Below are 17,917 nucleotides of genomic sequence, written 5' to 3' on the forward strand. Positions count from 1 at the left end.
TTCAGGTGTTAGTGTCCTTACGGATGTGGGGGTTCGAGTCCCCCCCCTCGCACCAACGAGGCAGTATCAAAAAGCAAAATAGTAAGATAGATGTGCGAAGGTGGCGGAATTGGTAGACGCGCTAGCTTCAGGTGTTAGTGTCCTTAGGATGTGGGGGTTCGAGTCCCCCCCCTCGCACCACTTATCTTGCTCTCTTCCAGTACGACCTCTCCCGCTTCATCCCATTTTCAAATTCATTATTACCAGCATCATTCCGCCAATTAACGCAATACCCGACGGCAGCAGCACAAAGTGACGCAGACGCTTGTGATAGAGCATGGCAGGCGTTAACAGTAGACCAGGCACGATAATCGCACGCCAGGCGTCATCAGAGAGATCGGCACAGGCCAGCCCGAGCGCAACGATGCCCGATAATACGAATCCCCATCCACTTTCCAGCACGCGCTGCAACATGCCTCTGCCCCCACAGTGATAATGATAACTAATATCATATGATATGTTTTCTCATTTGTCAGCATGCGGTTGTGACGCTGCGCGATCTTTCTACATCTGTTAATGACAGGCATTCATGAAGGTGATAAATTGTGCGCCTCGGAAAATACATAACAATTTCTTACTCTTTTTCGCGAAATTTTATTGACGCGTTATTTCTCATTTTGCCAACCATAACGTTTTATATATCGCAGATTAATAACGACATTACAGATGACAGCACAATCCTGGCATAACCTTTGTAACAAGAAATATCAGCTATCCCTGCGGTTATTTTTGTTTCTCAATGCCGTTTCGGCCCTCTTTTCATTTCTGCTGCCGCTAAACAGCGTGATGAGCGTGACTCCGCCGCTCGGGCTGCTCTTTACAGCCAGCGTTGCGCTGCTGCTCTGGCACAAGTGGCAATCAGAAAAGAAAATAAATATTCCTCTCATTTCACTTTTATTTGGCTGCCTGTGGGCGTGGCATGTCAGCATGAAATATTCCGCTATTGGTCATCCGGATCCGGCATATCTTTTAATTGCGCTGTTAAGCGTATTATTTATTGGCACTATCGCTTTCTCTAACAATATCAGCGCGTTTATGCTGCACTCACTGCCGGTAAGCCTGAGCTGCCTGTGGCTGACCGACGGCAGCGCCTGGCTAAGGGTGCTCTACTGCTTTGCCCTGCCGGTGGTAGGTATTACCATCCAGCACGTGATCCAGCGGCGTAACGATAGCTTTGCCCAGGAGCTGATGGACAAGCTGTTAGATGAACGCAAGATGCTAAAAGATTTGAGCATGCTCGATCCATTGACCGGGCTTTACAACCGCCGCGGCCTGCAAAATAAGATTGATAACCTGCTGGCGCACGATGACGGCAAACAGTTCGTACTGCTGTTGGATATCGATCACTTTAAAGCCTATAACGACCACTACGGTCATATGATGGGCGATCAGGCGCTTATTCGTGTCTCTGCCGCTATCCGCGACGCGGTGCGCTCCCGGGATATTGTCGCCCGCTTTGGTGGCGAGGAGTTTATGATCCTGTTGAGTCATGTCGATCTGGAACACGCTCGCATGACCGCCGAGCGCATTCGCCAGCAGGTCTTCGATCTTAAGATCCCACATATGTTTAACGAGAGTGTGGCAACCAACGTTACGGTAAGCATCGGCATTGCTCCTCTGCTGGACGAGGATATTGAGGATGCGCTGAGCAAAGCGGATAAAGCGCTGTATGAAGCGAAGCATTTAGGGCGCAACCATATTTTGGTTAGCGGTGACCTGCAGATGGCTTAAACGGAACCCGGCAGGCATTTCGCGACAAAAATGTTGCGCTTGTTCCTGCCTATGGTTAGGATTAGCAATCATTATCATTTAGATTCCGGTCTAACCTCTTATGGCTCAACGTTCCGAACTGCTGGCAAACGATCTTATCTGGCGAGCCCCGCTGCACACCGCAGCGCCAACGCTTGCTGATGCCCTGCGCGAAACGATGTCCAGCCAGCGTCCGCACATGCTGGAGGTTATCCGCCTTGATGAGCCACCGCCGCACCGGGCCATGACCCTGGCGCAGTGGCAGCGCCCCGCCGCCCTGCGCACGCTGCTGGCCGACTACGGCGATCATATCTACCGCAACCAGCCGCAACTGCCGCGCGAGGGGAAACCGCTTATCTCGCTGTGGGCGCAGTGGTATCTGGGCCTGCTGGTTCCACCGCTGATGCTGGCCCTGCTGGCGCACGACACCGCGCTGGATCTCTCCCCGGAGCATTTTCACGTTGAATTTCATGAGACAGGCCGCGCCGCCTGTTTCTGGGCCGACGTGCATGCCGATCGCTATACCACGCTGTTAGACGATCGCGGACGCATTGAAAAGCTGATCGTCTCGGCAATGATGCCGGTCGTTCAGGCGCTGGAGGCTACCGGTGAGATCAACGGCAAGCTTATCTGGAGCAATACGGGCTATCTCATCAACTGGTATCTGAACGAGATGAAGCCGCTTCTGGGCGATGCGCGGGTTAGTGCGCTGCGCCAGCTCTGCTTTTTCGACAAGACCCTGGCAAACGGCATGGATAACCCACTCTGGCGCACCGTCGTCCTGCGTGAGGGCGTGCTGGTGCGCCGTACCTGCTGTCAGCGCTACCGCCTGCCGGATGTCCAGCAGTGCGGCGACTGTACGCTTAAATAATCTTACGCGACCTGCTGGCTCTCCCCCTCTGCACGCTGTGACTCCTGCGCCTCCTGCTCCAGGAGCTGTTTCTCGTAGACCTTAAAGAACGGGTAGTAGATCACGGCGGAGACCACGGCCAGCAACACGACGAGGATCGCCGCCCGGTAGTCCCAGCCCAGTGCCCAGGCCGCGCCGATCGGTGCCGGTGCGGTCCAGGGAACAACGGCAATCACCCGACCAATCAGATCCATTTTCATTGCGCCCCAGGCGATCACCGAGTTGATCAGCGGTGCGAGCAGGAAGGGGATAAAAAAGACCGGGTTCATTACAATAGGCGTGCCGAAGATCACTGGCTCGTTGATATTAAAGAAGCTGGGCACAATGCTGAGCCGCCCGATAGAGCGCAGGTGCACGGATCGGCTACGCAGATAGCAGATCACCAGTCCCATCGTCGCTCCAGACCCCCCTACCACAATGAAGAATGTCCAGAACGCCTCCATAAAGATGTGTGGCAGCGGCGCGCCCTGTGCCAGCGCGGTCTGGTTCATCCCCAGGTTGGTTAACCAGAACATCTGCAGCATACCGGAGACGATAGCCGCCCCGTGGATGCCGGCGAACCACAGCAGATGGCCAACCAGCACCGCCAGCAGAATAGCAGGCAGCGAGTCAGCGGCGGCCACCAGCGGCTTAAACAGGGCCATGATAGCCTGCGGGATCAGCACCGAGAACTCTGACTGGATAAACAGGCTCAGCGGGTAGAGCGTGAGCACGACCACCAGCACGGGGATCAGCAGATCGAACGAGTTTTTGATCATCGGCGGAACCTGATCCGGCAGGCGGATGCCGATGTTATGCGCTTTTAAAAAGCGCATCATCTCCACACAGTAGATGGCCACCAGGATAGCGGTAAAGATCCCGGTGCCGCCCAGGCTATGCACCGGCAGCGCGCTATCGGTTTTTGGCGCGGCGACCAGCAGAAACGCCATCAGCGCGAGCATGGCACACATAAAGGGATCGAGCTGGTGCGACTTCACGTAGTGCTTGCCAAGGTTATAGGCGATGGCGGCACAGATGTAGATCGACATGATCCCCATGGTCATATCGAACGGGGTAAGGATCCGCCCCTCATACTGCTTTGCCAGATCGAGCCAGCCGCGAGCAAAGCCCCAGGTGGTATCCGGTGAGAACGGCGGATAGGCAAAAATAAGCAGAAAGGAGCCGACAATCATAAAGGGCATTGCCGAGATAAAACCATCGCGAATCGCCATCACATGACGCTGGGCAGAGATGCGTCCGGCGATGGGGCTGACATAATTTTCAACAAAACGGAAGATCAGGTTAAACGCAGCGTGGTTGGCAGACATTTTGGCTCTCCGGTCAGGCGAAAAAAGGAATGGCAAAAATGAGTATCAGTCTGCGATCTGCACTGTGCAACCGGTTACTGTAACCGGTTTCCGCGATTGTGAAGAGGATCGATAATCGGCCTATCCCGCTGTGAATAAATAAGATTCACCTCACAGTCAGGCCGGTATCTGTCGTCGGGAGTGAGGGATCTCAAGGAACGCCTGCTGCATCTGCACAAGGATATCTGCCGCGTAGAATAAACCTGCATCGGTATCAACGCCCAGCTTCGTCATCAGACTAAGCTTATGCGCGCGAATGCTCTTGCAGTTGCGCTGAAGTCGAATGGCAATATTAGCAATCGGATAGCCCAGGGCGGTATAGTGAAGGATCTCCCGCTCGGTCTGATTCAGTACCCGCTCATAGCTGTAATACCAGAGGTTGAGGATAGTCTCATTCACCCGCTGTTTATCGCTAAGCCATTTCCGTAGCTGCTGGCGTACCCGCTCCAGCGGGGCCGTTTTGCTGATGATGCCATGCAGCGCGACGGGTGAAAAACGGCTTACCAGCCGCGCCTCCATGTCATTGCCCGCCAGCACAATGCGTTGCTGGCCGGGGCGGTTTTTCGCCATCTCGCACATTACCTTAAGGCACTCCAGCCGCTGCGCTCTGATAGCGGAGAGCGAATAGATCACTGCAAAAAAGGGCGTCCACGGCAGCGCATTCATAAAATCGGCGTAATCTTTAAAGAAATAAAACTGATAATTCCCTGCGCCCGGTAATAGGTGCCGAAGTCCGGCTTCGCTCATGGCGCATCGTTCAATAATGGCAACGTTTCTTCTTGCTCCACTTTTTTCCATTGTTTACTCTCGCCATTCATTGGATTTAAATTTAATACCTCAGACCCATAGCCGCTATTAATCCATGCATACAACTCGGCATTGCTACGTAATGAGAGCCGACGCATAGCGCTATTTTTCTGTGCGCTTACCGTCTTATTGCTTTTTTTAAGCATGGACGCGATCTGATTAATACCCCATCCTTTACCAAGAAGCCGTAATACCTGCCTTTCTGAATAGGTTAATGACAGTGCGGGTTGATTCACATCGTCATCATCATAATCATGATCTGACAAAAGCGACCGCCCGATAATTTCTGCACGACGGTTGCCGCTACGGACCGCATTAATAATGCCCTCGACCGGCTCCATACTGGAGAGCAGCGTGCTTTCTGAACGCAGCAGTAGCTCTACCGCCAGCGGATAGATAGGTAAGGGAACGATAAAAACCCAATGAATATCAACACATTGAATCATCATTGAGTAGTATGTTTTACAGGCGCTGCGGGCCTGTCTTAAATCGTTAGTCAGATCGACAATAACGACGTTCGCGTGCTGCAGCAGAGAGAGCGTTATCTCCTCTGGCGTCGCACAGTAAATAGTTTCATACTCACAAAATGATTGCGCCATAATAGCGCCAAGTCCAAACTGTATTATGGGTGCCCTGCTTATTACCACTGCGCACCTGTACTTTTCTGATAGCATATCTCCTCCGCTTACATTCGAGAACCAAGTGTGTTAATTCATCACGATAACGTTCATGAATAAATAAATGCCAGAACAAAAGCGCTACTCAACATCACAACTGTTAACACAGCATGTCATTATCTTTATTCGTCACGCTTACATCATCAGACTCACGGCGGCCGACTGCAGTATTACTCATTTATTCCTGGTGTAATATCGCATATCTCTGTTAAAAAAATAATGGGTGCCACGGCAAAAAAAATACGTTACTGAGGAAGTATCTCTAAATATATAAACCCTCTGAATGATTAAAAAATTCTGTATCGCGCAATGCGGTGATATCACGGCAAGGAAACGGTCTGAGGCGATAAAATCAATTTATTAGCTAAATATTGATCTATCACAGCGCCGGGCAGGTAGCACGTTGTGTTAAAAGTACGTTTTCTGTTTCGCCACGTCGGCATATGGCTACTCTACCAGGGCAACTCATGCAAGCAGATCGGGATCAACAGCGGGTCGTAACGCGCCTGTGTATTCAGTGCGGCCTTCTCCTGTTACAGCACGGGGCGGAGAGCGCCCTGGTAGAAGAGCTATCCACCCGCCTCGGGCGGGCGCTGGGAATGGATAGCGTTGAGAGCGCCATCTCGGCAAACGCTATCGTGCTTACCACGCTTCAGAACGGGCAGTGCATGACCTCCACGCGTAAAAACAGCGACCGGGGGATCAATATGCACGTTGTCACCCAGGTACAGCACATCGTCATTATGGCCGAACATCATCTGCTGGATGCGAGAGATGTGGAAAAGCGCTTCGGCCAGATAAAACCCCTGCGCTACCCGCGCTGGCTGGTAACGCTGGTGGTGGGCCTCTCCTGCGCCTGCTTCTGCAAGCTGAACAATGGCGGCTGGGATGGCACCGTTGTAACCTTCTGTGCCAGCAGCGTGGCGATGTATGTCCGTCTGACGCTGGCCCAGCGGCATCTGCATCCGCAGATCAACTTTTGCCTGACGGCCTTTGTCGCCACAACCGTCTCAGGACTGCTACTCACTCTGCCCGCCTTCACCCTGACGCCAACGGTCGCGATGGCGGCCAGCGTCCTGCTGCTGGTTCCCGGCTTCCCGCTCATCAACGCCGTCGCCGACATGTTTAAAGGGCATATTAATACCGGGCTGGCGCGCTGGGCTATCGCCAGCCTGCTGACGCTCGCCACCTGTATCGGCGTGGTGATGGCCATGACGCTGTGGGGGCTACGCGGATGGGTATAGTCGATTTTCTGCTGGCGCTGGCGCAGGATATGCTCCTCGCTGCTATTCCTGCCGTTGGCTTTGCCATGGTTTTCAATGTGCCGCAGCGCGCCCTGCCCTGGTGCGGGCTGCTGGGTGCCATCGGCCACGGCGCGCGGATGGTGATGATGACCGGCGGCATCAATGCCGAATGGTCTACCTTTGTTGCCGCTATGCTCGTTGGCTGCATCGGTATCCGCTGGTCCCGCTGGTATCTTGCCCATCCCAAGGTCTTTACCGTCGCGGCGGTGATCCCGATGTTTCCCGGCATTTCGGCCTATACGGCGATGATCTCTGCGGTAAAAATAGGTCACTTTGGCTATAGCGAAGCGATGATGATCCTGCTGCTGACCAACTTTTTGAAGGCCACGTCGATTGTAGCGGCCCTCTCAATTGGCCTGTCGGTGCCCGGATTGTGGATCTACCGTAAGCGCCCCCGCGTTTGAGATTTGTGTTCTGCCTGCACCGTGGTAATAATCCCTGTTCCTGTTGCGGCCACAAAGAGGCGGATGTGAAGCACGACGGCGTGTATTTACCGGAGAAACTGGACGAGTCCAGCCTGAAGGACAAAATTTTCATCAGTGCCATTGAGCTGTTTGCCGAGTATGGCCTGAACGGTGCCCGTATGGAGCAGATCGCCGAGAAGGCGGGTACGACTAAACGGATGGTGGTTTATCACTATAAAACGAAAGAGAGCCTCTATCTGCAGGTGCTTGAGTATGTGTATACCGAGATCCGTGCCAGCGAAACGCGGCTTAATCTGACAAACCTGCCGCCGGTAGAAGCGATGGTAGAGCTGGTAGAGAGTACCTTCGACTTTCACGCTGCGCATCCCGATTTCATTCGCATTATCTGCATGGAGAACATGCAGCGCGGACGCTATATGCAGCAGTCGGAATATCTGCGCAAGGTTAATCGCAGCGCGCTGACCCTGCTGGAAGATATCCTTGCGCGTGGCCAGCAGAAGCAGCTTTTCAGCCGCAGCGTCAACGCTCGCGACGTGCACCGCCTGATGAGCAGCTTCAGCTTCCATTACGTGGCGAACAGCTACACCTTTACTCTGCTGTTCGAGGAGGGGGCGGATAGCCAGGCCCAGCAGGCACACTACCGTGCCATGGCGGTGCAGGTGGTGCTGCGCTATGTCTGTCCTTGATGAGTTTTCTTCTGTACAAAAATATAACTTGCAATTAAATCGCACACTACCTATATTCAAAACATGAAGACGAAATCGACAGCCCCGGCGAATGCGCCTCTGGCCCTGAATAATCAGCTCTGCTTTGCGCTCTACTCCGCAAACCTGGCGCTGAATAAACTCTATCGGCAGCTGCTGGCCCCGTTAGGTCTCACCTATCCACAGTATCTGGTGATGCTGGTGCTGTGGGAGCGGGACGACGTCACCGTGTCAGAGATTGGCGAGCAGCTGTTTCTGGACTCTGCCACCCTGACGCCACTGCTTAAGCGTCTGGAGAGCGCCGGGCTGCTTGTTCGCCAGCGCTCGCGTCAGGACGAGCGCCAGGTTGCCGTAACCCTGACCGAATCGGGACGGGCGTTGCAGCAGCAGGCACTAACGATCCCGGAATCAGTACGCTGCGCCGCCGCGTGCGATACGGATTCACTGGCCGCGCTTCAGCACGAGCTGGAGACGCTGCGCCATCAGCTTCATAAGGCTTAGGTTTTACCGTCCCTGACGGCCCTGGGCTTAACATATAAATAGCGCGCTATTTTATAGCACATAAATCGATAACAGCGAGAATAAGGAACCTGCCATGTCTTTAGAAAAAGTAGTTTACACCGCAAAAGCCAAAGCAACCGGTGGCCGTGACGGCCGTGCGACCTCCTCTGACGGCGTGCTGGACGTTCAGCTGGGCGTACCGAAAGAGATGGGCGGCCTGGGCGGTAACGTTACTAACCCGGAGCAGCTGTTTGCTGCCGGCTACTCCGCCTGCTTCCTCGGCGCAATGAAGTTTGTTGCTGGCCGCGACAAGATCGCCATGCCGAAAGAGGCCTTTGTTGAAGGTGAAGTGGGTATCGGACCGCTGCCAACTGGTTTTGGTATCGAAGCTAAGCTGAATATTCACCTGCCGGGTATGGACGCGGCTGAGGCGCAGAAGCTGGTTGATGCCGCGCATATCGTCTGCCCTTACTCCAACGCCACGCGTAACAACATCGACGTGACGCTGAACATTATCGCGTAAGACGTTCACAAGGCCGGGCGGCGCGACGCCTGCCCGGCCTATAAAAGCACCCCCTCTCTGTGCTACTATGAGCACATATCACCCGCGGATCTTCCCGCTCTGTTTTTAGCTTGAGATTGCGCTATGTCTTCCAGAATCCTCTCCACCAATGTCATCGGTATCGACGCGTTTATGCACGATCACGCTCGCGTCCTGACCCAGTCCCGTGAAGGGACGGTGGCCGTTTTTGCTGATAACGCGCCAGCGTTTTATGCCCTGACGCCTGCGCGGCTGGCGCAGCTGCTGGAACTGGAAGCCCGACTGCAGCGCCCGGCCAGCGATATCGCGCTCGATCAGCAGTTTTATGATGAACCGACCGACGCGCCGCCCAGCGTACCGATGGGCAAATTTCCCATGTATGCAGGCTGGCAGCCGGACGCCGATTTTCAACGCCTGGCGGCTCTATGGGGCATCGGCCTGAGCCAGCCCGTTACCCATGAGGAGCTGGCCTCGTTTGTCACCTACTGGCAGGCCGAGGGCAAGGTGTTTCACCATATGCAGTGGCAGCAGAAGCTGGCCCGCAGCGTACAGATCGGCCGTGGTAGCCTGAACGGTGCCGCTAAGCGCGAGCGTGATGTAAATGCCATTCCCGAACCGGATAACCAGATTCCCCCAGGCTTCAGAGGTTAATCATGAAAGACGTCGGCGAAATGATGAAGCGTTTACAAAAGATGATGCCTGCCCATGTGAAACCGGCGTTTACCACCGGCGAAGAGCTGCTGGCCTGGCAAAAAGAGCAAGGTGAGCTGCGTTCGGCGGCCATCGCCCGCGAAAACCGGGCCATGAAGATGCAGCGCACCTTCAACCGCTCCGGCATTCGTCCTCTGCATCAGAACTGCTCTTTCGATAACTATAAGGTCGAAAACGAGGGGCAGATGAATGCTTTAAATAGAGCAAGGCAGTACGTTGAAGCGTTTGATGGCAACATTGCCAGCTTCGTTTTTTCCGGCAAGCCGGGCACCGGCAAAAACCACCTTGCGGCGGCTATCTGTAATGAGCTGCTGCTGCGCGGAAAGTCGGTGCTGATCATTACCGTGGCCGATATCATGTCCGCTATGAAAGAGACATTCAGTAGCCGGGAAACCAGCGAAGAGCAGCTGCTTAACGATCTCAGCATGGTCGATCTGCTGGTCATTGATGAGATAGGTATGCAGTCGGAGTCCCGCTATGAGAAGGTGATCATTAACCAGATCGTTGATCGCCGTTCTTCCTCAAAGCGTCCTACAGGAATGCTAACCAACTTAGGTACTAAAGAAATGACCGATTTGCTCGGCGAGCGGGTCATGGATCGTATGCGTCTCGGCAATAGCCTGTGGGTCAATTTTAACTGGGATAGCTACCGCAGCCGCGTGACCGGCAAAGAGTATTAAGAGCTTTCCTGGCGCGGCCTGCCGGGTCTCCCGTTATATACTGACGCGATTCATCACAACAGGTTATGCCACATGAAATCAGCTAAACGTTTACTGTGCAGCGTCGCGATCGCCAGCGCCCTGCTCTCTTCCCTCTCTCACGCCGCAACCTGGCAGGAGCAGTTGACCAGCGCGGCTAACCAGCTGAGCCAGAACTCGGGTTCCGCCACGTCCACCCAGCAGAGCGGCACCTCGCTCTCCGCCCTTGGCGGCCTGCTGAACGGCGGTAACCAGGCGTTGAGCGCCGACACCATGAATAACGCCGCCGGCATCCTGGAGTACTGCGCTAAAAACAAGCTGGCCTCGGTCACCAGCGCAGAGAATATCAAGAGCCAGGTGCTGGAGAAACTGGGCCTGAGTGCGCCGGAGCAGAAGGAAGATACCAACTTCCTGGAAGGCTTACAGGGGATGCTAAACACCAAAGATGGCGAACAGCTGAACCTGAACAATATCGGTAGCACGCCGCTGGCGCAGAAGGTGAAAACCAAAGCCTGCGACCTGGTTCTGCAGCAGGGCATGAACTTCCTCTCCTGATCGCCTCTCACCTTGCCGCGCCTGCCACGATACAGAGCAGGCGCGCCTGCCGCTTATAAATGAGACATTGCTCATAAAACGCCCCTCTCTAAACCTTTTCTTAATAGAATCCAGGCGTTGTGACGCTAGAATTGCAGCTATGTGAATTCCCCATTAAAGTGTTATTCCTGCAACATTCCGGCTTGCTGCTATTGAGGATCGACCGTTGTCTGAATTTCTCTCTCTCGTGCTGTTTATTGCCTCGATAGCTATTTATTCTCTGAAGGCAGGCCGTAATACCTGGTGGTTTACCGCCATGCTTGCCGTGCTGGGCCTGTTTGTTGTCCTTAATATCGCCCTCTACGCCAGCGACTACTTTACCGGCGACGGTATTAACGATGCGGTGCTCTATACCATTACCAATAGCCTGACCGGCGCGGGCGTCAGCAAGTATATTCTGCCCGGCGCGGCACTGGCGATCGGCCTGCTGGCGCTCTTTTTTGCCCTCGGCTGGATCCTGCGCCGTCGCCGCCATCATCCGCTGCACGTCGGCTATAGTCTGCTGGCGCTGCTATTAGCTCTGGGATCGGTAGATGCCAGCCCGGCCTTCCGGCAGATCACCGAGCTGGTCAAATCCCAGTCCCGGGCGGGGGATCCGGATTTTGCGGTCTGGTATAAAGAGCCAGCAAAAAGCATTCCGCAGCCGGCTCTTAACCTGGTCTACATCTACGGTGAGAGCCTGGAGCGAACCTACTTTGACAGCGACGCCTTTCCAGGCCTGACGCCGGAGCTGGGTGCGTTGAAAGATGAGGGGCTGGATTTTAGCCATACCGCGCAACTGCCGGGCACCGACTACACCATTGCCGGGATGGTCGCCTCCCAGTGCGGCATTCCGCTTTTTGCCCCCTTCGAGGGCAACGCCTCGGCCTCGATGTCGAGTTTCTTCCCGCATAATCTCTGCCTCGGCGATATCCTGAAAAACTCCGGGTATGAGAACCACTTCGTGCAGGGGGCGAACCTGCGCTTTGCCGGGAAAGATGTCTTTTTAAAATCCCACGGCTTTGACCACCTGATTGGGGCGGAAGAGCTGAAGGGCCGGGTGGCCGATCCAACCTACCGCAACGACTGGGGCTTCTACGACGACACCGTGCTGGACGAGGTGTGGCAGCAGTATCAGCAGCTCTCCCAGAGCGGCAAGCGCTTCTCGCTCTTTGCCCTGACCGTTGATACCCATCACCCGGACGGCTTTGTCTCCCGCACCTGCGAGCGGAAAAGCTACGCCATCGACGGGAAAGCGAACCAGTCCTTTAGCGCGGTCACCTGCAGCCAGCAGCATATCGCCGCGCTGATTAACAAGATCAAAGCCTCACCGTGGTTTAAGGATACGGTGATCGTCGTCTCCTCCGATCATCTGGCGATGAACAACACCGCGTGGAAGTACCTCAGCAAGCAGGATCGCAACAACCTCTTCTTTGTATTGCGCGGCGACCAGCCTGCGCAGGACGTCATCGGGCTGAAACGCAACACCATGGATAACGGTGCCACCGTGCTGGATATCCTCGGCGGGGATAACTTCCTCGGCCTCGGGCGCAGCAGCCTCTCCGGCCAGTCCCTCTCCCAGTCGTTCCTCAACATGAAGGAGAAGGTGCTGGCGTGGAAGCCGGATATCATCCGCCTGTGGAACTTCCCCAAAGAGATGAAGGAGTTTACCGTTGATAGCGACAAAGAGACGATCGCCTTTTCCGGCAGCCGTTTCCGTCTGCCGCTGCTGATCCGCGTCTCAGACCAGCGCGTAGAGCCGCTGCCGGAGAGCGAGTACTCCGCGCCGCTGCGCTTCCAGCTCGCCGACTTTGCCCCGCGAGATAACTTTGTCTGGGTAGACCGCTGCTACAAGATGGCGCAGATGTGGGCGCAGCAGCTGGCGCTCTCCACCGACTGGTGCGTTTCCCAGGGGCAGCTGGGAGGCGAGCAAAGGGTGCAGCACGTTGATAGCGACCAGTGGAAAAGCAAAACTGCATTTAAGGATACGGTTATCGATACCGCACGCTATCAGCGTAACGTTGATATGCTCAAGGTGGTGGATAATGACGTTCGCTACAAGGCGGACAGCTTTATCTTCAACGTGGCGGGTGCGCCGGAAGAGGTAAAACAGTTTAGCGGCATCTCTCGCCCGGAGAGCTGGGGACGCTGGTCCAACGCGCAGCTGGGTGAAGAAGTGAAGATCGAGTACAACGCACCGCTGCCGGAGAGCTTCGATCTGGTTATTACTGCTAAAGCCTATGGCCCGAACGCCAATAAGCCGATCCCGGTGCGGGTAGGTGATAGTGAGCAAACACTAACTTTAGGCAACGAGGTCTCTACCACCACGCTGCGGTTCCATAACCCGTCCCACAGCAATACGCTGACGATTGTGCCGCCGGAGCCGCAGTCCACTAACGAAGGGAATATTCTCGGCCACTCGCCGCGCAAATTGGGGATTGGGATGGTGGAGATTAAGGTAGTGAAAACCGAGGGCTAGATGCCCCCGGTTGGGTAGGCCGGGTAAGCGTATCGTCACCCGGCATTATTGTAATTTAGAAGGTTTCCCAGTTATCGCCCGCTTCAGCAGTTGCTGGTTTGCGGGTCGCCAGCGGCGCGGTGGCTTTTGCCACGATAGCCTGCTCGCGGGCCTCTTTACGCTGATCCTGCATAATACGGAACACCGCTACGGCCTGAGTCAGACGGCTCGCCTGCTCTTCCAGCGCCGCCGCCGCCGCGGCAGACTCCTGCACCAGCGAGGCGTTCTGCTGGGTAACGCGATCCATCTCGGCAACCGCCAGGCCTACCTGATCAATACCGCGGCTCTGCTCGTCGGAAGCGGAGGCGATTTCACCCATGATGTCCGTAACGCGGGTGACCGCATTAACGATCTCGTCCATGGTCTCACCGGCGCTCTCGACCAGCGTTGAGCCAAGCTCTACGCGGCCTACGGAGTCTTCAATCAGGCTCTTGATTTCGCGAGCAGCCTGGGCGCTACGCTGGGCCAGGTTACGCACTTCCCCTGCTACCACCGCAAAGCCGCGACCCTGCTCACCGGCACGCGCCGCTTCTACCGCCGCGTTCAGCGCCAGGATGTTGGTCTGGAAAGCGATGCCGTCGATCACGCTGATGATGTCAGCGATTTTCTGCGAGCTGCCAGCGATGTCGCGCATGGTCTGCACCACGTTATCCACCACTTTACCGCCCTTCTGCGCGGTCTCAGAGGCGCTGAGCGCCAGATGGCTCGCCTGACGGGCGTTTTCGGCGTTCTGCTTCACGGTCGCGGTCAGCTCTTCCATGCTGGCAGCGGTCTCTTCCAGAGAGGCAGCCTGCTGCTCGGTACGGGAGGAGAGATCATTGTTACCCATCGCGATTTCGCTCGCGCCGCTATAGATCTCGTTCGCACCGGTACGCACAGTACCCACGGTACGCATCAGCTCACCCTGCATGTGGCGCAGGCTCTCTGCCAGCTGGCCCATTTCGTTAGCGCCGTGCACGTCAATCTTCTGCACTAGATCGCCACCGGCGATATGGCGGATACTCTCTACCAGACGGTTAAGCGGGGAGATCAGCACATTTTTGATACCGAACCAGACGGCAACGATCACCGCCAGCACTGCCAGCAGCACGCCAACAATGATCCAGATAGCCATGCTGTAGGAGCTGTTGTTGTCCGCGACGGCGAGGTCATACAGCTGGTCATTCTGCTGCAGGAACTCAACGTACTGTTTCTCGAACGCATCCTGATAGCCCTGGGTCGGCTGGTCAAAGAACTCGTTGATTTTGCCTGCGCCCAGCAGCTGGATAAGCTCAGCCAGCGCGCCGTGATAGATATCGTACTGACGCTTGATCTCCTGAGTTACAGCTTCGTTCTGACGCGGATCGTGCGGCAGCGTCTGATACTCATTCCAGTGCAGCTCCGCCTGCTTCAGGGAGGCGCTGGCGGTCTGCATCAGCTCGGCGACGGTGGTGCCGCTGCCGATATTGTTCTGATCCATCATGTAACGGATACCGGCACGGTTAAGCGTGTTACGGGTCTGCAACAGGGCAACCCAGCTGCCGTTGAGCGTAGACTGCTGCTCACGGATGGTTTGCAGAACGGTGAAGTTGTCTTTGTCGTGTTTCAGCGCGTTGAAGAACAGACCGCCGGAGGTGATTTGTAACAGGCCAAATAGTGCAAGGACCAGAAGTAGACTGGTCACAATTTTGATACGGTTCAACATGTTTTCTCATTCCTTTAGAGGGATAACAGTTTTTCGGCCTGGAACAGGAAAACTTTACCGAATAGTTGTGCGTTGCGACGTGGTCTGGCCTGCTGGCTTAGCGCCTGGCCAGTGATCCATATCACACTCTTTTTCCCCTTCTCGCCCGGTTAAAACCGCTTATCACGCTCCTGCGACCGCTTACCCCTCACATTCAACCGCTCAGCTACTTATTGCCCGTTTTTTGCCCGCCGTTTGCCATGATCCTCAGGGAAAATTTATCAATTTAACGCCTCCTGTTCCTGTAATCTTTGTCATATAGCCAGGTCTGATATGGATAATAAAAAGCTACTCAAGCACGTACCCTGGATGATCCTCGGGATCATCGGTGCTTTCTGTCTGGCGGTTGTCGCCTTACGGCGGGGTGAAAGCGTAAGCGCCCTGTGGATCGTCGTCGCGTCGGTCTCCGTTTACCTCGTCGCCTACCGCTACTACAGCCTCTACATCGCGCAGAAGGTCATGAAGCTCGACCCAACCCGCGCCACCCCGGCGGTCATTAATAATGACGGTCTGAACTACGTGCCAACCAACCGTAACGTGCTGTTTGGCCATCACTTTGCCGCTATCGCCGGGGCAGGCCCGCTGGTTGGTCCGGTGCTGGCCGCGCAGATGGGCTACCTGCCCGGCACGCTGTGGCTGCTGGCGGGCGTGGTTCTGGCCGGTGCGGTGCAGGACTTTATGGTGCTGTTTATCTCCTCCCGCCGTAACGGTGCCTCCCTCGGGGAGATGATCAAAGAAGAGATGGGTCCGGTACCGGGCACGATCGCCCTTTTCGGTTGCTTCCTGATCATGATTATCATCCTCGCCGTGCTGGCGCTGATCGTCGTTAAGGCGCTGGCGGAAAGCCCGTGGGGCGTGTTTACCGTCTGTTCTACCGTGCCGATCGCGCTGTTTATGGGGATCTACATGCGATTCCTGCGCCCGGGCCGCGTGGGCGAAGTGTCGGTAATTGGTATCGTGCTGCTGGTCGCCTCCATCTACTTCGGCGGCGTGATTGCGGCCGATCCGTACTGGGGTCCGGCGCTGACCTTTAAAGACACCACCATCACCTTTACGCTGATTGGCTATGCATTTGTCTCCGCGCTGCTGCCGGTGTGGCTGATCCTCGCCCCGCGTGACTACCTGGCCACCTTCCTGAAGATCGGCGTCATCGTTGGCCTGGCGATTGGCATCGTGATCCTCAACCCAGAGTTGAAGATGCCGGCCATGACCCAGTACATTGACGGTACCGGTCCGCTGTGGAAAGGCGCGCTGTTCCCGTTCCTGTTTATTACCATCGCCTGTGGTGCAGTATCCGGCTTCCATGCGCTGATCGCCTCCGGCACCACGCCGAAGCTGCTGGCCTGTGAAACCGATGCCCGCTTTATCGGTTACGGCGCGATGCTGATGGAGTCCTTCGTGGCGATTATGGCGCTGGTGGCGGCCTCGATTATCGAGCCGGGCCTCTACTTTGCCATGAACACCCCGCCTGCCGGTCTGGGCATCGTGATGCCGAACCTGCACGAGCTGGGCGGCGCGAACGCCCCGGCGATCATGGCGCAGTTGCAGGACGTCACCGCCCATGCAGCGGCCACCGTCAGCTCCTGGGGCTTTGTCATCACCCCTGAACAGATCCTGCAAACCGCGAAGGATATCGGTGAGCCGTCCGTGCTGAACCGTGCCGGTGGTGCGCCGACGCTGGCGGTAGGTATCGCCCACGTATTCCACAAAATCCTGCCGTGGGCGGACATGGGCTTCTGGTACCACTTTGGTATTCTGTTCGAAGCGCTGTTTATCCTGACCGCGCTGGATGCCGGGACCCGCTCCGGCCGCTTTATGCTTCAGGATCTGCTGGGTAACTTCGTGCCATTCCTGAAGAAAACTGACTCTCTGGTGGCGGGTATTATCGGTACCGCAGGCTGCGTCGGCCTCTGGGGCTACCTGCTCTATCAGGGCGTGGTCGATCCGCTGGGCGGCGTGAAAAGCCTGTGGCCGCTGTTCGGCATCTCTAACCAGATGCTGGCCGCCGTGGCGCTGGTGCTGGGTACCGTAGTGCTGATTAAGATGCAGCGTACAAAATACATCTGGGTGACCGTGGTTCCGGCCGTCTGGCTGCTGATCTGCACCACCTGGGCACTGGGGCTGAAGCTGTTCAGTGACAACCCGCAGATGGAAGGCTTCTTCTACATGGCCAACCAGTACAAAGCGCGTATTGCCGCCGGTGGCGAGCTGACTGCCCAGGAGGTGGCGAACATGAACCACATCGTGGTCAACAACTATACCAACGCCGGGCTGAGCATCCTGTTCCTGGTAGTGGTGTACAGCATCATCTTCTACGGCTTCAAAACCTGGATGAAGACCCGCAGCAGTACGGTGCGCACGGATAAAGAGACGCCGTACGTACCGGTGCCGGAAGGCGGCGTGAAGACCTCTTCACACCACTAATTACCCGCTCTGGGTTATTTACAGGCCCGGCAACGCTGCCGGGCTTTTTCAATTTCTGGATGGCATTATGTTTGGTAACTTAGGCGAAGCAAAAAAGTATCTCGGCCAGGCCGCGAAAATGCTGATTGGTATTCCTGACTACGATAATTATGTCGAGCATATGAAGACCAATCATCCGGACAAGCCTTACATGACCTATAACGAGTTCTTCCGCGAGCGACAGGAAGCACGCTATGGCAGCGGCGGAAGCAGCTGCTGTTAGGAGAC

At 55.7% G+C, this 17,917-nt stretch carries 18 protein-coding genes and 1 tRNA gene; 14 read left to right on the top strand and 5 right to left on the bottom strand.

All coding sequences use genetic code 11. The annotated features are described in order from the left end of the window. Positions 1-94 precede the first annotated feature (94 nt). Positions 95-180, top strand: a tRNA-Leu gene (locus RTN40_RS16345). 36 nt (positions 181-216) lie between these two features. Here the strand turns inward: RTN40_RS16345 and RTN40_RS16350 are convergent. Beyond that, positions 217-453 carry a DUF1435 domain-containing protein gene (locus RTN40_RS16350; protein ID WP_312229390.1) on the bottom strand — a complete coding sequence of 79 codons (237 nt, stop codon included), beginning with the start codon at positions 451-453 and terminating at the stop codon, positions 217-219. A gap of 252 nt (positions 454-705) precedes the next feature. On the opposite strand from RTN40_RS16350, the gene RTN40_RS16355 reads away from it, so the two are divergent. Together RTN40_RS16355 and fhuF are read left to right on the top strand one after the other, a co-directional pair. Next, positions 706-1,770 carry a GGDEF domain-containing protein gene (locus tag RTN40_RS16355; RefSeq protein WP_312229391.1) on the top strand — a complete coding sequence of 355 codons (1,065 nt, stop codon included), beginning with the start codon at positions 706-708 and terminating at the stop codon, positions 1,768-1,770. Between the two features lie 100 nt (positions 1,771-1,870). Continuing rightward, positions 1,871-2,659, top strand: a complete 789-nt coding sequence (gene fhuF / locus RTN40_RS16360) for a siderophore-iron reductase FhuF (RefSeq protein ID WP_312229392.1) — start codon at positions 1,871-1,873, stop codon at positions 2,657-2,659. Positions 2,660-2,661: 2 nt separating this feature from the next. On the opposite strand, the gene RTN40_RS16365 is transcribed toward fhuF, so the two are convergent. The 3 genes from RTN40_RS16365 to RTN40_RS16375 form a co-directional block, all read right to left on the bottom strand. After that, the gene (locus tag RTN40_RS16365) at positions 2,662-4,005 is read right to left on the bottom strand and encodes a PTS sugar transporter subunit IIC (RefSeq protein ID WP_312229393.1); all 1,344 of its coding nucleotides are present in this window, start codon (positions 4,003-4,005) and stop codon (positions 2,662-2,664) included. Positions 4,006-4,161: 156 nt separating this feature from the next. Continuing rightward, on the bottom strand, positions 4,162-4,791 hold the full coding sequence (gene bglJ / locus RTN40_RS16370; protein WP_312229394.1) for a DNA-binding transcriptional activator BglJ: 630 nt from the start codon (positions 4,789-4,791) through the stop codon (positions 4,162-4,164). Next, a complete protein-coding gene (locus RTN40_RS16375) occupies positions 4,788-5,525 on the bottom strand; it encodes a LuxR C-terminal-related transcriptional regulator (protein ID WP_312229395.1) in 738 nt (245 codons plus the stop codon). The genes bglJ and RTN40_RS16375 overlap by 4 nt, the downstream gene beginning before the upstream one ends. A 470-nt stretch (positions 5,526-5,995) precedes the next feature. Here RTN40_RS16375 and RTN40_RS16380 point away from each other — a divergent pair, with 470 nt between their 5' ends. The 9 genes from RTN40_RS16380 to opgB all read left to right on the top strand — a co-directional run bounded on the left by RTN40_RS16380 (position 5,996) and on the right by opgB (position 13,464). Continuing rightward, complete coding sequence (locus RTN40_RS16380; protein WP_312229396.1) at positions 5,996-6,772, top strand: threonine/serine exporter ThrE family protein; 777 nt, start codon at positions 5,996-5,998, stop codon at positions 6,770-6,772. Further along, the gene (locus tag RTN40_RS16385) at positions 6,763-7,236 is read left to right on the top strand and encodes a threonine/serine exporter (RefSeq protein ID WP_312229397.1); all 474 of its coding nucleotides are present in this window, start codon (positions 6,763-6,765) and stop codon (positions 7,234-7,236) included. The genes RTN40_RS16380 and RTN40_RS16385 overlap by 10 nt, the downstream gene beginning before the upstream one ends. A gap of 65 nt (positions 7,237-7,301) precedes the next feature. Next, on the top strand, positions 7,302-7,943 hold the full coding sequence (locus tag RTN40_RS16390; RefSeq protein WP_312229398.1) for a TetR family transcriptional regulator: 642 nt from the start codon (positions 7,302-7,304) through the stop codon (positions 7,941-7,943). 63 nt (positions 7,944-8,006) lie between these two features. After that, positions 8,007-8,462 carry a MarR family transcriptional regulator gene (locus tag RTN40_RS16395; protein ID WP_312229399.1) on the top strand — a complete coding sequence of 152 codons (456 nt, stop codon included), beginning with the start codon at positions 8,007-8,009 and terminating at the stop codon, positions 8,460-8,462. A gap of 94 nt (positions 8,463-8,556) precedes the next feature. Then, positions 8,557-8,985 (top strand): organic hydroperoxide resistance protein, encoded by a 429-nt coding sequence (locus tag RTN40_RS16400; protein ID WP_312229400.1) that lies wholly within the window; start codon positions 8,557-8,559, stop codon positions 8,983-8,985. Positions 8,986-9,108: 123 nt separating this feature from the next. Beyond that, the gene (dnaT, locus tag RTN40_RS16405; protein ID WP_312229401.1) at positions 9,109-9,654 is read left to right on the top strand and encodes a primosomal protein DnaT; all 546 of its coding nucleotides are present in this window, start codon (positions 9,109-9,111) and stop codon (positions 9,652-9,654) included. A 2-nt stretch (positions 9,655-9,656) separates the two neighbouring features. Continuing rightward, on the top strand, positions 9,657-10,394 hold the full coding sequence (gene dnaC / locus RTN40_RS16410; protein WP_312229402.1) for a DNA replication protein DnaC: 738 nt from the start codon (positions 9,657-9,659) through the stop codon (positions 10,392-10,394). 72 nt (positions 10,395-10,466) lie between these two features. After that, positions 10,467-10,967 (top strand): DUF2501 domain-containing protein, encoded by a 501-nt coding sequence (locus tag RTN40_RS16415; RefSeq protein ID WP_312229403.1) that lies wholly within the window; start codon positions 10,467-10,469, stop codon positions 10,965-10,967. Positions 10,968-11,172: 205 nt separating this feature from the next. Continuing rightward, complete coding sequence (gene opgB / locus RTN40_RS16420; protein WP_312229404.1) at positions 11,173-13,464, top strand: phosphatidylglycerol--membrane-oligosaccharide glycerophosphotransferase; 2,292 nt, start codon at positions 11,173-11,175, stop codon at positions 13,462-13,464. A gap of 55 nt (positions 13,465-13,519) precedes the next feature. On the opposite strand, the gene tsr is transcribed toward opgB, so the two are convergent. Next, positions 13,520-15,187, bottom strand: a complete 1,668-nt coding sequence (gene tsr, locus RTN40_RS16425) for a methyl-accepting chemotaxis protein (protein WP_312229405.1) — start codon at positions 15,185-15,187, stop codon at positions 13,520-13,522. A 312-nt stretch (positions 15,188-15,499) separates the two neighbouring features. On the opposite strand from tsr, the gene RTN40_RS16430 reads away from it, so the two are divergent. Both RTN40_RS16430 and RTN40_RS16435 read left to right on the top strand, forming a co-directional pair. Then, positions 15,500-17,650, top strand: a complete 2,151-nt coding sequence (locus RTN40_RS16430; RefSeq protein WP_312229406.1) for a carbon starvation CstA family protein — start codon at positions 15,500-15,502, stop codon at positions 17,648-17,650. Between the two features lie 67 nt (positions 17,651-17,717). Further along, complete coding sequence (locus RTN40_RS16435; protein ID WP_042388298.1) at positions 17,718-17,912, top strand: YbdD/YjiX family protein; 195 nt, start codon at positions 17,718-17,720, stop codon at positions 17,910-17,912. Positions 17,913-17,917: the final 5 nt, after the last annotated feature.

It is taken from the genome of Pseudescherichia sp., assembly GCF_031987975.1.
Taxonomy (GTDB): Bacteria; Pseudomonadota; Gammaproteobacteria; order Enterobacterales; family Enterobacteriaceae; genus Pseudescherichia.